Here is a 14,479-nt window from a genome sequence, read left to right on the forward strand (position 1 = left end):
ATGGAAACAATGAATCTGCCGCTGGGGGCGCGGCTCTGGATCGCAGATGCCCCCAAAGACCCAAAAGGAATGATCCTGATCTGCCCCGGCGGCGGATACCAGTGGCTCTCGCCGCGTGAGGCCCAGCCGGTGGCCCACGCCTTTGCCGCCGCCGGCTGGGCGGCTGCGGTGGTGTACTACACCGTTCGCGAAAAGCCCGGCCAACCCCCGCTGGGCACCCTGCCGGTGCGCCAGCTGGGCGAAGCACTGCAGACCATGCAGCAGCGTTTCCCGGCACTGTCGGCGCTGGTCTGCGGCTTCTCCGCAGGCGGCCATCTGGCAGCCAGTCTGGGCGTGCACTGGCGTGAGTTGGGCCTGCCCCGCCCCGACGGCATGATCCTGGGCTACCCGGTGATCACCGCCGGAAAGTACGCCCACCGCGGCAGTATCGAAAACCTGACCGGGGCCGATGACCCGGCGTGGTTCTCGCTGGAAAAACAGGTCACGGCCGATACGCCGCCCGTGTTCTTCTGGCACACCGTCACCGATCCGGAAGTTCCGGTGCAGAACAGTCTGCTGCTGGCCGATGCGCTGAGCACCGCCGGTGTCCGGTACGAAATGCATCTTTACCCCCGCGGGGTGCACGGTCTGAGTCTGGCAACGCCCGAAGTGGACGAGCCGGAAAAGCACCGCGTTGCAGATCCCCACATCGCCGGCTGGTTCGGGCAGTGCCTCGAATGGCTGGATATTCTAAAAACGACAAAGGAGTGATTCCCCATGGCAATGTGGAAAAACGACGATGAAATGTTCGCCCTGATGAAAGAGAAGCTCTATACCCCCGTTGTGGGTGATATTCTGGATCAGATGGGCTATAAGCACCAGTTCCTGCCCGCTTCCATCCGCCCGCTGGCTGCACAGGTGCCTACCGCACCCTACATCCTGCCCGGAGAGGAAGAGGACAAGCGCCTGAAGGTGGCTGGCTACGCCTGCACCGTTCTGGAAAACGATGTGTTTGAGTACCCCGCCGAAAAGCCCTTTGGTTATATGACTGAGGCGCTGGATGACCTGAAGCCCAACGAGATCTACATCGCTACCGGCGCACACAACAGTGCTCTGTGGGGCGAGTTGCTCACCGCCTGCGGCAAGGCCCGCGGTGCAGTTGGCGCTGTTCTGGACGGCTACACCCGCGATACCCCCAAGGTCATCGAGCAGAACTTCCCTGTTTTCTGCTCCGGTACATGGGCACAGGATTCCTCCGTCCGTACCTACGTGTTCAAGTGGCGCTGCCCCATTGAGATCGGTCAGGTGACCATCCACAATGGCGATATCGTCTTTGGCGACATCGACGGCGTGCTCATCATCCCCAAGGATATTGCACCGGAAGTCATCGAGAAAGCCCTCGTCAAGGCAAGCACGGAAAAGACCATGCGCAAAGCCATTGAAGACGGCATGATGGTCACGGATGCATTTGCAAAGTTCGGAGTGCTGTAAACTATGGACGAAAAGCAGAACGCCTTTCAGATCAATCGGGAAGACAATGTGGCCACGGCCCTGACCCCGCTGGTGCCAGGCCCTGTGGAGCTGCGCGGCGATGCCTGCGCCCCCGAAGTGGAAGCCGCCACCGAGGTGCCGATGGGCCATAAAATTGCCCTGCGGGACATCAGGAACGGTGAGGATATCGTCAAGTACGGCATAGTCATTGGCCGCGCTACCGCCGATATCCCGGCTGGCAGCTGGGTACACCTGCACGTCATGCGCAGCGTCTACGACCAGCGTTCCAGCCATCTGGACGTCAGGACCGGTGCTCCCAAAGACACGAAGTACGAGTAAAGGAGAGGCTTTTAATGGATTGGAATGAACTGCAAAGCCTCACCTGGCCCGGCTACGCCCGCAAAAACGGCGGCAAGGGCATCCGTAACCGGGTGTTGGTGATCTACACGGTCAAGTGTGCCGAGTTTGTGGCGCAGCAGATCGTAGCCAAAAGCGGCAGTACCAATGTGGAACTGCTGGGCTTTGACGGCTGTACCGACAACCAGTATGCGGTGAACCTGCTCATCAGCTTCATCCGCCACCCCAACGTGGGTGCGGTGCTGGCCGTAGGCCTTGGCTGTGAATACGTGCAGCCGGAATGGCTGTCTAAAATTGCCGAGGAAGAGGGCAAGCCCACAAGCTGGATGTTCATCCAGAACGAGGGCGGCACCCAGCCTGCCGTCCGCAAGGGCGTGGAGTGGGTGCAGAGCGCACTCAAAGAGCTGGAAAACACCCCTCGCGTGGAGATGTCCGTAAAAGATCTGGTCATCGGCGCAGAGTGCGGCGGCAGTGACTACACCAGCGGTCTGGCTGGCAATGTGGTCGTGGGCCGGTTCTACGACTGGCTCACCGATCAGGGCGGCACGGCCATCTTTGAGGAGATCGTCGAGGCCATTGGTCTGGATCATCTGCTGCTCAAGCGCGCTGCTTCTGAGCAGGCCGCAAAAGAGCTGCGCTATACCTATGATAAAGCGCTGGAATACTGCCGCAGCGTGCGTCAGTATTCGGTCAGCCCCGGCAACTTTGCAGGCGGCCTGTCCACCATTGAAGAAAAGAGCATGGGTGCCGTCATCAAGAGCGGTTCCCGCCCCATTCAGGGCGTCATCAAGGTGTCCTGCCCGGCACCCCACCCGGGCCTGTGGCTGCTGGATTCCACCCCGGACCCTTACTGGATGCAGTTTGGCATCACCAATCCCAACGACAACGAGGGCTTGATGGATCTTGCCAGCTGTGGCGCACACATCGTGTTCCTCGTTACAGGACGCGGCAATGTGGTGGGCAGCGCAGTAGCCCCCTGCATCAAGATCACCGGCAACGGTGCGACTTACGCCCGCATGGAGGGCGATATGGACTTCAATGCCAACCCCGTGCTCCGGGGCGAATGCACCCAGAACGAGCTGGCTCGCCGCCTGACCGAAATGGTGGTAAAAACTGCCGCCGGTCAGCCCACCAAGAGCGAAGCCCAGGGACACCACGAGTTCTTTGTACCGTATAAATATCAGGAAAAGCAGGTCGCTTTCAGGCATGCCTGCGAAGAGTGAGGAGGACTGTTCCCCATGGCAGCATTTACCGAAGAACAGGTGAAGGATTTCAGCATCAAGAACTGGTACGACCTGTCCGGTCAGGTCGCCGTCGTCACCGGCGGTGCCACCGGTCTGGGCCTTGCCATTACCCGCTGCCTTGTTTCCGCAGGCGCAAAGGTGGCCGTTGTGGCTTCCCGCGCTCCTGAGCTGGTGGCCGATACTCTGGCAGAGTTTGGCGGCAAGGCTGTGTACTATCAGTTCAATATCACCGATACCGATCACGCTCAGGAACTGGCCGATAAGATCACCGCTGAGCAGGGCCCCGTGAGCATCCTTGTGAACAACGCAGGCAACCATTGCAAGAAGTTCATCTGGGATATGACCGTGGACGACTACAAGCGCGTTCTGGATGTGCATCTGGTGGGTGCATTCGCACTGACCAAGGCTTTTGTTCCCCAGATGAAGGAGCAGGGTCATGGCCGCGTCATCTTCCAGGCCAGCATGACCAGCTACATCGGCCAGCCCCAGGTGGCAGGCTACTCCACCGCAAAGGCCGGCTATCTGGGCCTGATCCATACCCTGACCGCTGAACTGGCCGAGTACGGCATCACCGTCAACGCCATTGCTCCGGGCTGGATCGACACCCCCATGTTCCACAAAGCTACCGACAACGACCCGCCGCGTCTGGCCAAGATCATGGGCCGCATCCCCGCCAAGAGCGTGGGCGACCCTATGGATGTCGGCATGTGTGCAGCGTTCCTGTGCAGTGACGCAGCCCGCTATATCAGCGGCACCTGCATCCCTGTTGACGGCGGCGCTCTGATCGGATTCTGATGAAATGAGCCCACCCATCTCCTGAACAGACGGGTGGGCATTTTTGGAGGATATTTGTTATGAATGATCGTTTCAGCGAAGAGCTGTTCCTCACCAATGAGACCGGCAAAATGCTCTACCACAAGTATGCAGAGCATATGCCGATCATCGATTACCATTGCCATCTGCAGCCCGTGGAGATCGCCGAGAACAAGGAGTTTGAAGATCTGGGCGAGATGTGGCTGCGCGGCGACCACTACAAGTGGCGCTGTATGCGCACCTTTGGCATCGACGAGAAGTACATCACCGGTGACGCCAGCTACTACGAAAAGTACATGAAGTTTGCCGAAATTCTGCCCCAGCTGGTGGGCAATCCCATCTACATCTGGTGTGCACTGGAGCTGAAGCGCTACTTCGACATCGACGAACCCCTGACCGCAGCCAATGCACAGGAAATTTATGACCGCACCAAAAAGCTTATCACCGAAAAGCACATGACCCGCCGCTGGTGCATGGAGCACAGCAATGTGCGTCTGGTCTCCACCACCGAAGACCCCATCGACGACCTGCGCTACCACAAGGTTCTGAACGAGGAAAAGATGTTCACCCGCGTGATCACCGCCTTCCGCCCCGATAAGGCCATGTTCTGCGCCAACGCCGATTTTGCTGCTTATCTGGTAAAGCTTTCTGCTGCTGCGGAGCAGCCCATCGACAGCTTTGCCGAGATGCTCACCGCATTGGAAAAGCGTTTGCAGTATTTCCAGCAGATCACCGGCACCACCGTCAGTGACGACGGCATCCCCTACTTCAACTGGGCAGATTACACTCCCGCCGAGGTAGAGGGCATCTTTGCCAAGGCACGCAGCGGCGGCAAGCTGACCCAGCATGAGATCGACCAGTACCAGAGCGCATTCCTGTTCGAGATGGCCCGTATCTACAACCGAAACCACTACGTTATGCAGCTGCACATCGGCACCTATCTGGATGCCAACACCAGCCATGTGAAGAGTGTGGGCCAGTCCACTGGTTTTGATTGCTGCGACGATGCCGCACCGGTCAAGGGCGTTGGCGAGCTGCTGAACAACCTGACCACTATCGGCGAACTGCCCAAAACCATCATCTACCCGCTGGACGGCACCAAGATTGAGACCTGGGCGATCTTAGCCGCAGGCTTCTGCGATAATGGCACCAAAGCAAAAGTTCAGCTGGGCGCACCCTGGTGGTTCAATGATCAGGCCTTTGGCATCCAGCGCCAGTTCGAGGCCTGTGCAAACCTGTACCCGGTCTCACTGTCGGTCGGCATGCTGACCGACAGCCGCAGCTTTATTTCCTATCCCCGTCATGAGCTGTACCGCCGCGTGCTGTGCAGTTATCTGGGCAGTCTGGTGGAGCGCGGAGAGTATTTCTCCGGTGAGGAAGAGCTAAAAAAGACCATCGAGAATGTCTGCTTCAACAATGTGAATGAGTTCTTTGGCTTCAACGTTAAGGTTTGATAGGAGGATTTATTATGGCAGATCTGAAGGGTAAGGCCGGCATCGTCACCGGCGGCAGCAGCGGCATTGGTTTCCAGATCGCAAATGTGCTGGCAGAGGCCGGCGCAACGGTTTACGTGATCAGCCGTACCGGCAGGCCCAAAGAGGGCGTGGGAGAAAGCGCATCGGGCGTTGTCCACCTGAAGGGCGATGTGGGCGATGTAGAAGCCATGAAGGCTATGGTGGCAGAGCTTGCCGCAAAGCACAATGGCTGCATTGATTTTCTGGTGAACAATGCAGGCGTCAGCTATAAATGCCGTGCCGAAAACTTCCCTATGGAACAGTTTGACAACATCATGAACGTGAACGTCAAGTATTTGTTTGAGATGAGCGTTGTCTGCTACCCCTACCTGAAGAAGAGCGCGGACAAGGGCCGCATCATCAACATCACCAGCATGAGCGCACATCTGGGCTTCAGCGAGGTGGTGCCCTACTGCACCAGCAAGGGTGCTGTTTTGGCTATGACCCGCGCACTGGCTGTGGAGTGGGCCGGGGACAACATCACCGTCAACAGCATCGCACCGGGCTGGTTCCGCAGCAAGATGAACGAGCAGGTGGTGGACGCCGCCCGTGAGCAGAAGATCCTGAACCGGATGCCCCTGCATGCTTACGGCGATACCCGCGATCTGGGCAAGATGGCCGAGTTCCTGGTGGGCGATGGAGCCTCCTACATCACAGGTCAGGATTTTGCCGTGGATGGCGGTGCCCTGGCGTATGGATACTGACCGAACTTGATTTTTGGTGTGCGGTCACTCGAACCAATACCGTCAAGTCGTTGTCGGATGAAGTGGTTTTTAGTTTGTCCGGGAGTAAGTGCACGGTTTCTGCACGGTTCTTGCACGGTTTCAAAACGTGCAAAGGGTGCAAATTGTTGCAAAATTGGACAAAGGGTGCAGAAACTCGAAGTTCAAAACCTGCGATACATCGCAAAGAAATAACGTTAAAACGTAACTTCCAAAAATTGAGGGAATCGCCCGGCGTGCGCTACAAATCAGTAGGCCGGGGGTTCGACTCCCTTCCATCGCACCAAACCATGAAAATCCGAACCTTTTCTCAATAGGAGAAGGGTTCGGATTTTTTGTTTTCTTCGGAAATGAAAATTCCGGCTCTTTCCCGGCGGCTGTGTGTCCAAAACCTTATCAAAAAAGACGTATCACGAAAGTCACAACTGTAAAGGTGCCGTACCCTGTCAATCAGAGCGACTACAATATCGGTCAGTTCGGGGTGTTTCTGGGCTTTGGCTCGAATCAGGCTTAGAGATATGGATGATAATAGCTGCTGATTGATTCAATAAACGCCTTCTGCGGTTTGGAAAGATAATTCCGGCTGGAAGACACCACATCGAATTGACGAACGGCCAGCGGATGCGCTATTTTATAGTAGCGCATATCGTCGTGGTCGTAGAGTACCATCCAATCGCTGATGAACGCCGCACCAAGGCCGGAACAGACCAGATGATACGCCGTCACAAGCTGTGACACTTGAAGCCGGACGATGGGGTCGATCTTGGCATCCTCAAACAACGCAATAGAGCGGCTGTACAGGTTGTTGCCCTTGGTCAATAGGATAAACGGCACATCCGCAAAGGGAGCAAGCGAGGTGATTGCCGGACAATCCGGCATGAGATTGCGGCGGAACATAATGTCTCTTGCGGTCAATGCATAATTCTTCAGAGTTTTGTTGATGGGATAAGAGGTCGGGACGGCGACTAGAACATTGTCCTTGAAAATGGGTGTTCGCCGGAAATTGTCCTTCGGGTTTGGGATACAGTTAAAGGTCAGGTCGATTTTATTTTCGCGCAGCATTTCGATAAGTTCGTTGGAACTGGCTTCCACCAACTCCAGATGGACCCCCGGATATTGTTTCTGGAAAGCCGTCAGTACGGGCGGCAGGATATACGAGTTGAGATAGTGCGTTCCGCCCAGAACCAGATTGCCAGTATTCAGATTGGAAAGGTCGCTCAGCTCTTTGGACAGCTCCGCTTCAAGGTGCAGGATCTCCTTGACCTTTTCGATGTAGACTTTTCCGGCATCGGTCAATTCCAACGGCTTTTTATCCCGAATGAACAGCGGCATCCCAATCTCCGCTTCGACTTTCTGGATGGCGATGCTCAGAGCGGGCTGCGTTAAATAGAGAGCCTGCGCTGCTTTGGAAAAGCTCCCCGATTGATAGACTTGGTAGATATACTGCATTTCCTGCTTCATAACGTTCACCCTGCCGTATTATAAAAAATACTTATAGCTTTATAAAATCTATAAAATTGATTATACTGCACATTGGTGGTATTGTAAAGTCACAAAGAGAGTACACCATGTCGAAAGGAGAATGAACATGGAAATCAACGCATTGCTCATGGACGAAAAAGACAATGTTGTGACTTGCGTGACAGAAGTTGCCGCCGGACAGGATGTTGTCTACCGCAAGGGGCAGGAGTTCTGCACCGTGAAAGCAGAGGAGAACATCCCTTACTGCCACAAGGTCGCATTGGTCGATTTGAAGAAGGGCGACGAGGTCATCAAGTACGGCGAGAGCCTTGGTGCAATGACCGAGGACGCCGCAAAGGGCCACTGGGTCTCCCACAACAATCTGGTCAGCGTGCCGCGTGACTATGACAGCGAAATGGTACAGGAATAAGGAGGAATCGGAGATGCAATTCTGGGGCTACAAACGCAAAGAAGGACGCGCAGGCATCCGCAACCACGTTCTGATTCTTCCCACCTGCGCCTGCGGCAGTGAGAGCTGCCGGATCGTGGCAAGTCAGGTGCGCGGTGCGGTCAACATCGTGTTCAACACCGGCTGCTCCGATGTTGCTGCCAACACCGCGATGTCGCAGAAAGTCCTGACTGGCTTTGCCTGCAACCCGAACGTTTACGGCGTCGTTATCATCGGTCTGGGCTGTGAGACCGTTCCCCACGCAAAGCTGCGTGAAAAGATCCAGGCCATGACCAGCAAGCCGGTCGTTTCCTTTGGCATTCAGGAAGAGGGCGGTACTCTCAAGACCATTGAGAAAGCGGTTCGCGCCGCCAGCAAGATGGCAGCGGAAGCCGCCATGCAGCCGAAAGAGCTGTGCGACATCTCCGAGCTGATGCTGGGCATCGAGTGCGGCGGTTCGGACGCCACTTCCGGCATTGCCAGCAACCCGGCAGTCGGCGAGCTGAGCGATCTGCTGGTCGATCTGGGCGCAACTACCATGATGAGCGAGTCCATCGAATGGATCGGCGGCGAGCATCTGCTGGCAAAGCGTGCGGCTACCCCGGCCATCCACAACCAGATCATTCAGGTCTGCAAGGACTACGAAGCCCATCTGAAATCCGCTGGTCAGGACTGCCGCGCCGGTCAGCCCACCCCCGGCAACAAGGCAGGCGGCCTGTCCACTCTGGACGAGAAGAGCCTTGGCTGCATCCGCAAGGGCGGCACCCGTCCTATCGTTGAGGTTCTGGAACAGGCTGTTCCTCCCACGAAGCGCGGCGCAGTCGTTATGGACACCGCTGGCTATGATATTTCCTCTGTCACCTCGATGGTCGCTGCAGGCTGCGACGCAGTCATCTTCACCACGGGCCGCGGCACCTGCACCGGCAACGCCATCGTCCCCGTCCTGAAGGTCACGGCAAATGCCCGTACTTATCAGCACATGGAAGACAACATGGACGTTGACCTCAGCCCCATCGTGCGCGGCGAAAAGACCTATCAGGAGATGGGCGCAGAGATGCTGAACAACATTCAGGATATCTGCAACGGTAAGATGACCAAGGCAGAAGCGTTCGGCTTCTCGGATATTGCAGTCGATCACGTCTGCCGCTTCGTGTAATCAAACAGGAGGAATTGCGGTATGAACCTTTTGAAAAAATGGAATAAGCTTGGTTTGTTCAACAAAATCATGATTGGTTTCGTTCTGGGTATTCTGGCTGGTTTTGTGCTTGGCCCAAAGGCTTCTTCTCTGGCCTTTCTCGGTACGATCCTGACCCGTCTTCTGACGATGGTGGTCGCGCCGTTGGTGCTGGGTCTTCTGATCTGTGCAGCCGCAGATGTCAAGGACTTCAAAACGCTGGGCAAGATCGGCGGTAAGACACTGGCAATCTTCTTGGGCGGTACAGCTGTCGCTGTTGCTATTGGTCTGGTGCTTTGCAACTTCATGCAAATCGGTGCAGGCTTTGTGATGGAGACCACTGGGGGCTACGATGCAAGTGAAATTCCCAGTGTGGTCGATACGCTGATGGGCATTATCCCTACCAACCCGTTCAACTCCCTTAGCACCCAAAATCTGCTTCAGATCATTTTCTTCTCCCTGTTGCTGGGATTTTCTCTCATCAAGCTGGGCGATAAGGGTGCTCCCGTTCTGAACTTTTTCCGCGCATGGACTGAAGCATGGAAAGAGATCACCAACATCGTGCTGGAGTTCACCCCCTACGGTGTGTTCGGCCTGATGGCGGACATCGTGGGCAAGTACGGTATGGATGTCCTGCTGCCCTACCTCAAGACCATCATCGCATGTTACCTGACCTGCGCTCTGTTCACCATCTTTGTGCAGGGTGGCCTGATGGCTGGTGTTTACGGCGGCATCAGCCCCATCAAGTTCTTCAGCACTATGAAGGAAGCCATGCTCTTTGTCTTTGCTACCTGTTCCAGCGTGGCAACCATCCCCCTGAACCTCAAGTGCACCAAAAAGCTGGGCGTCAGCGATAAGATCGCCGACTTTGTGATTCCCTTCGGTGCAGTTATGAACATGAATGGCACAGCCATTTACGAAGCTGTTGCAGTCGTCTTTGCATCCCAAGTGTTCGGCATCCACCTGACGGTTTCCCAGCAGGTGATGGTCATGGTCACGGCTGTTCTGGCATCCATCGGTACTGCTGGCATCCCCGGTTCCGGTCTGGTCATGCTGACCATCGTGCTGAATGCAGTCAATTTGCCGCTGGAGACCATCGGTTTGCTGGCCGGTATCGACCGTATCCTGAACATGGCTCGTGTTATCCCCAACATTGTGGGTGATGCTGCTGCCGCCGTCGTTGTAGCCAAGAGCGAGGGCGAGCTGCATCCGGGGCTGGTCAAGGAAACTGCGAATGACTGATTGCCGGTTTAGAAGATCCTCTACATAGATATATTCTTAAAATTATACCTTCTTCATCATACCATTCTCCTTAAAAGGCAACCTCCCTTCCGACGATTACAGTGTCAGAAGGGAGGTTTTTAGCGGACTTCGTTTCCACAAAGCTGATGTTTGGCGAAAGTTCCGCTAAGAAACCTTGTTTTTTGGGGGCGCTTTTTGTACAATGAAGCAAAGCGACTCACAACAACGATAAAGGACATTTGGAATGAAAAAAACCGAACAGAGATACCAGGCATACCTTCAGATCTTAAAAGAGGAGCTGATCCCAGCCATGGGCTGCACCGAGCCGATCGCGGTGGCCTATGCCGCCGCAGTGGCCCGGCAGACGCTGGGGGAACTCCCGGACCGGGTGCGGGTCGGGGCCAGCGGAAGCATGATCAAGAATGTCAAGTCGGTCATCGTGCCCAACACCGACAATATGAAAGGGCTGGAAGCCGCCGCAGCGGCGGGCATCGTGGCTGGCCGTCCGGAGCAGAAGCTGGAGGTCATCGCCGATGTGACACCGGAGGAGACGAAGGCCATCCGCGCCTATCTGGAGCAGGCTGATGTGAAGGTCGAGCATGTGGAGAACGGCGTCACCTTTGATATCATCGTCACGGTCTGGAAGGGAGCGCACACCGCGCAGGTGCGCATCGCGGTCTTCCACACCAACATCGTCCGCATTGAGAAGGACGGCGAAGTCCTGCTGGACCTGCCCGTCCACGGCGACGAGGAGGAGAACTTGACCGACCGCAGCCTGCTCGACATGGAGCACATCTGGGACTTTGTCCATTCGGTGGACATCGAGGACGTGAAGCCGATCCTGGACCCGCAGATTCGGTACAACATGGCCATCGCCGAAGAGGGCCTGCGGGGCGATTACGGGGCCAACATCGGCAGCGTTCTGCTGGACATGGAGGGCAATGATGTGCGGGTGCGGGCCAAGGCCTACGCGGCCGCAGGCTCCGATGCCCGGATGAACGGCTGCGAGCAGCCGGTGGTCATCAACTCCGGCAGCGGCAATCAGGGCATTACTGCCTCGGTTCCGGTCATCGTCTATGCACGGGAGCTCAAGGCGAGCGAAGAGCAGCTGTACCGGGCGCTCACCCTCTCCAATCTGACCACCATCCACGAAAAGACCCCCATCGGCCGGTTGTCCGCCTACTGCGGTGCCATCAGTGCGGGCGCGGGGGCCGGTGCGGGCATCGCCTATCTCTGCGGCGGCGGGTACGAGGCCGTCATCCACACCGTTGTCAATGCGCTGGCCATCGTGTCGGGTGTCATCTGCGATGGTGCCAAGGCCAGCTGCGCGGCCAAGATCGCCACGGCAGTGGAAGCCGGGCTGCTCGGCTATAATATGTACATCCGGGGCCAGCAGTTCCGCGGCGGTGACGGCATCGTCGCCAAGGGCGTGGAGAACTCGCTGCGGAACGTGGGCCGCCTGGGCAAACAGGGCATGAAGGAAACGAACCGCGAGATCATCGACATCATGGTCGGGTGCAAATAACAGAAAACGCAGAGCGACGCCGTCGGCATTTGCCGACGGCGTCGCTGTTTGTACCGGTTCAGGTGGTCTCCCGCTCCGTTAATGTATAAGGGAACTGGATGGACTGGGGCGTGGGAGCTTTTTCGCTGGGGCTTTCGATCTCCATAATGGTCAGCTGGGCGGCTTTTTCGCCCATCTCAAAGGCAGGCATCTCCATGGAGGTCATGCTGGTCTCCAGCATCTCGCCGATGGCGTGGCCGGTCATGCTGATGACCTTGACCTGCTCCGGCACCCGGATGCCCTGTTCTTTCAGGGCACGCAGAACGCCCAGGCCCTGCAGGTCCACCGGGGCCAAGATGGCATCCAGCTCCGGTTCGTCCCGGAGAAGCTGGTTGGTGCACTCATAGCCATACTCAAAGCTATTGACCGGCTGGGTGGATTCGGCAAGAATCTCCTCCAGCCCGTGGGCGGCGATGGCCTTGGAGTAGCCCTCGTACCGGCCCTTGAAGGGGCTTTGGTGGGAGTAACCGGCGATGAGCGCGATGCGGCGGCAGCCTTTGGAATAGAGATAGTCCACGGCGTTCCGGCCGCAGGCTTCGTAGTCGGCTACGATGCTGCTGATGCGTGGCTCCTGACACCGCACGATCTGGGTGACGGCGATGCCGCTGGCCTGGATGCTGCGCAGCAGCCGGTTGTTGCGCCCGGTGCCGGTGATGATGATGCCGTCCACGAAGCTGTTCTGCATCCGTTCCAGACAGCTTTTTTCCCGCTGGGGGTCATCGTCGGTGGTGGAGATCAGGGTGGAATAGCCCAGCCGTTCGGCTTCGTGCTCGATGCCCGGCAGGATCTCAGAGAACAGGGTCAGGTGGAGCCGGGGCACGATGACCCCCAGGGTGTGCCGCCGTCCCTGCCGCAGCGCTTTTGCCATGACATTGGGTCGGTAGCCCAGCTCCTTAGCGGCAGCCACGATGCGGGCTTTGGTCTCCGGGTGAACATAAGAGGTATTGTTTAAGGCGCGGGAAACAGTGCTGACATCCACACACGCTTTCTGCGCAACGTCTTTCAGGGTCGCCATGAAGCAGCTCTCCTTTCTGTTCCGGATGCAAACGTTTGCACAACTTGTAAAGATTCTTAGCCGGAAGTATCCCGGACACCCCTATTGTAATCCTGGCGGAACAAAAAATCAAGAAGCAGGAAAAGGAACGCCTGTCAAGATGATGCTTGGCAAAATGAACAAAATCTGAGCCGGAAAATGCTGAAAATATCAAATTATGCAAGGCGTTGCAGGCAGCATGCAAAACTTTGCAGGGAGGCTAATTTTTATTGACGAGGGGCTTGCACCCGTGGTATAACAGAGTCACAGAAAACAAACGATTGCAGAGAAAAGCCCAAAGACATCGGCGCGCGAGATGATCTCCAAAGCAGCTTCTGCGATCCAGAGAACGAAAACCAACACAACATTGATTTTTGATAAAAGGAGATTCTCATTATGGCTAAGGTTAAAACGTTCAAGACCATCTTCCCCGCTGTGTCCGTTCCTCTGAACGACGATTACTCCATCAACGAGCCGGAGTTCCGTGCTTATCTGCGCTGGATCAAGAGCTTCTACGGCAAGGGAATCGAAGGTCTGGTCTGCAACGGCCACACCGGTGAGATCACCGGCCTGACCCGTGCCGAGCGCAAGCGTGTCGTCGAGATCTGCTCTGAGGAGTGCGGCGACGTGATGACCATCATCTCTGGCGTCAACTGCGAGAACACCGCCGAGTCCATCGCCATGGCCAAGGAAGCCAAGGAAGCTGGTGCAGACGGCATCCTGCTGATGCCCCCGCACATGTGGCTGCGCTTCGGCATGAACCCCAACGCTCCCTTCGAGTATGTCAAGGACGTTGCTGAGGGTGCTGACATCGACATCATCATCCACCTGTATCCCGCAACCTCCAAGGCCTTCTACCCGGTCGAGACCCTGATTAAGATGTGCAAGGAGATCGACCACGTCAAGTGCATCAAGATGGGCACCCGCGTCACCTCTATCTACGAGCATGACGTCCGCCTGCTCCGTCAGGAGTGCCCCGATATCAGCCTGATCACCTGCCACGACGAGACCCTGTGCGTCTCCTGGTTCCCCGGCATGGACGGCGCTCTGATCGGCTTCGCAGGCTGTGTGCCTGAGCTGATCTGCCCGGCATGGGACGTCTTCAAGAATCCTGACAAGCACACTCTGAAGGAAGCACAGGATTGGTCCAACCGCATCTACCACATCTCTCAGGCCATCTACGGCGGCGGCCAGCCCTCCGGTGAGGCTCATGCCCGCCTGAAGGAAGCTCTGAAGCAGCGCGGCATCTTCACCAGCGCTCTGATGCGCAAGCCCGTTCTGCCCCTGAACCAGGAGGAGAAGGACTGGGTCGCTCTGGGTCTGGAGCGCAGCCAGCTCCCTGCAGTGGATATGGAGCAGTACAAGTAAGATAACCCCCATTCCCGCAGCAGCGATGTGCGAAGCTGCTGCGGAGGGTCGGATCATACTCCGGGTGCT

The 14,479-nt window shown here is 56.8% G+C and carries 14 protein-coding genes; 12 read left to right on the forward strand and 2 right to left on the reverse strand.

Going from position 1 to position 14,479, the window contains the following annotated elements:
* From I5P96_RS00465 to I5P96_RS00495, 7 genes are read left to right on the forward strand one after another with little or no spacing between them, the layout of a single operon-like run.
* Positions 1–750, forward strand: coding sequence for an alpha/beta hydrolase (locus I5P96_RS00465; protein ID WP_223382706.1), 750 nt, complete (start codon positions 1–3; stop codon positions 748–750).
* Positions 751–756: 6 nt separating this feature from the next.
* A complete protein-coding gene (locus I5P96_RS00470) occupies positions 757–1,470 on the forward strand; it encodes an RraA family protein (protein ID WP_005938401.1) in 714 nt (237 codons plus the stop codon).
* Positions 1,471–1,473: 3 nt separating this feature from the next.
* On the forward strand, positions 1,474–1,809 hold the full coding sequence (locus I5P96_RS00475) for a UxaA family hydrolase (RefSeq protein WP_223382707.1): 336 nt from the start codon (positions 1,474–1,476) through the stop codon (positions 1,807–1,809).
* A gap of 14 nt (positions 1,810–1,823) precedes the next feature.
* Positions 1,824–3,050 (forward strand): UxaA family hydrolase, encoded by a 1,227-nt coding sequence (locus tag I5P96_RS00480; protein ID WP_223382708.1) that lies wholly within the window; start codon positions 1,824–1,826, stop codon positions 3,048–3,050.
* 15 nt (positions 3,051–3,065) lie between these two features.
* Positions 3,066–3,866, forward strand: a complete 801-nt coding sequence (locus I5P96_RS00485) for an SDR family NAD(P)-dependent oxidoreductase (protein ID WP_223382709.1) — start codon at positions 3,066–3,068, stop codon at positions 3,864–3,866.
* 59 nt (positions 3,867–3,925) lie between these two features.
* The gene (gene uxaC, locus I5P96_RS00490; protein WP_223382710.1) at positions 3,926–5,338 is read left to right on the forward strand and encodes a glucuronate isomerase; all 1,413 of its coding nucleotides are present in this window, start codon (positions 3,926–3,928) and stop codon (positions 5,336–5,338) included.
* 14 nt (positions 5,339–5,352) lie between these two features.
* Positions 5,353–6,102 (forward strand): SDR family NAD(P)-dependent oxidoreductase, encoded by a 750-nt coding sequence (locus tag I5P96_RS00495; RefSeq protein WP_223382711.1) that lies wholly within the window; start codon positions 5,353–5,355, stop codon positions 6,100–6,102.
* A gap of 528 nt (positions 6,103–6,630) precedes the next feature.
* Here I5P96_RS00495 and I5P96_RS00500 read toward each other — a convergent pair.
* The gene (locus tag I5P96_RS00500) at positions 6,631–7,581 is read right to left on the reverse strand and encodes a LysR family transcriptional regulator (RefSeq protein ID WP_223382712.1); all 951 of its coding nucleotides are present in this window, start codon (positions 7,579–7,581) and stop codon (positions 6,631–6,633) included.
* A 127-nt stretch (positions 7,582–7,708) separates the two neighbouring features.
* Between I5P96_RS00500 and I5P96_RS00505 the strand changes: the two genes are divergently transcribed.
* The 4 genes from I5P96_RS00505 (at position 7,709) to I5P96_RS00520 (ending at position 11,970) form a co-directional block, all read left to right on the forward strand.
* Positions 7,709–8,011, forward strand: coding sequence for a UxaA family hydrolase (locus I5P96_RS00505; protein WP_223382713.1), 303 nt, complete (start codon positions 7,709–7,711; stop codon positions 8,009–8,011).
* 13 nt (positions 8,012–8,024) lie between these two features.
* Positions 8,025–9,185 (forward strand): UxaA family hydrolase, encoded by a 1,161-nt coding sequence (locus I5P96_RS00510; RefSeq protein WP_223382714.1) that lies wholly within the window; start codon positions 8,025–8,027, stop codon positions 9,183–9,185.
* Between the two features lie 21 nt (positions 9,186–9,206).
* Positions 9,207–10,445 (forward strand): dicarboxylate/amino acid:cation symporter, encoded by a 1,239-nt coding sequence (locus tag I5P96_RS00515; RefSeq protein WP_223382715.1) that lies wholly within the window; start codon positions 9,207–9,209, stop codon positions 10,443–10,445.
* A gap of 244 nt (positions 10,446–10,689) precedes the next feature.
* Positions 10,690–11,970, forward strand: coding sequence for a serine dehydratase subunit alpha family protein (locus tag I5P96_RS00520; RefSeq protein WP_223382716.1), 1,281 nt, complete (start codon positions 10,690–10,692; stop codon positions 11,968–11,970).
* A 58-nt stretch (positions 11,971–12,028) separates the two neighbouring features.
* Here I5P96_RS00520 and I5P96_RS00525 read toward each other — a convergent pair whose 3' ends face one another.
* The gene (locus tag I5P96_RS00525) at positions 12,029–13,024 is read right to left on the reverse strand and encodes a LacI family DNA-binding transcriptional regulator (protein ID WP_223382717.1); all 996 of its coding nucleotides are present in this window, start codon (positions 13,022–13,024) and stop codon (positions 12,029–12,031) included.
* A 414-nt stretch (positions 13,025–13,438) separates the two neighbouring features.
* On the opposite strand from I5P96_RS00525, the gene I5P96_RS00530 reads away from it, so the two are divergent.
* Positions 13,439–14,410, forward strand: coding sequence for a dihydrodipicolinate synthase family protein (locus tag I5P96_RS00530; protein WP_118553767.1), 972 nt, complete (start codon positions 13,439–13,441; stop codon positions 14,408–14,410).
* Positions 14,411–14,479: the final 69 nt, after the last annotated feature.

Origin of the sequence: Faecalibacterium prausnitzii (assembly GCF_019967995.1) — a bacterium.
In the GTDB taxonomy this organism is placed as follows: domain Bacteria; phylum Bacillota; class Clostridia; order Oscillospirales; family Ruminococcaceae; genus Faecalibacterium; species Faecalibacterium prausnitzii_E.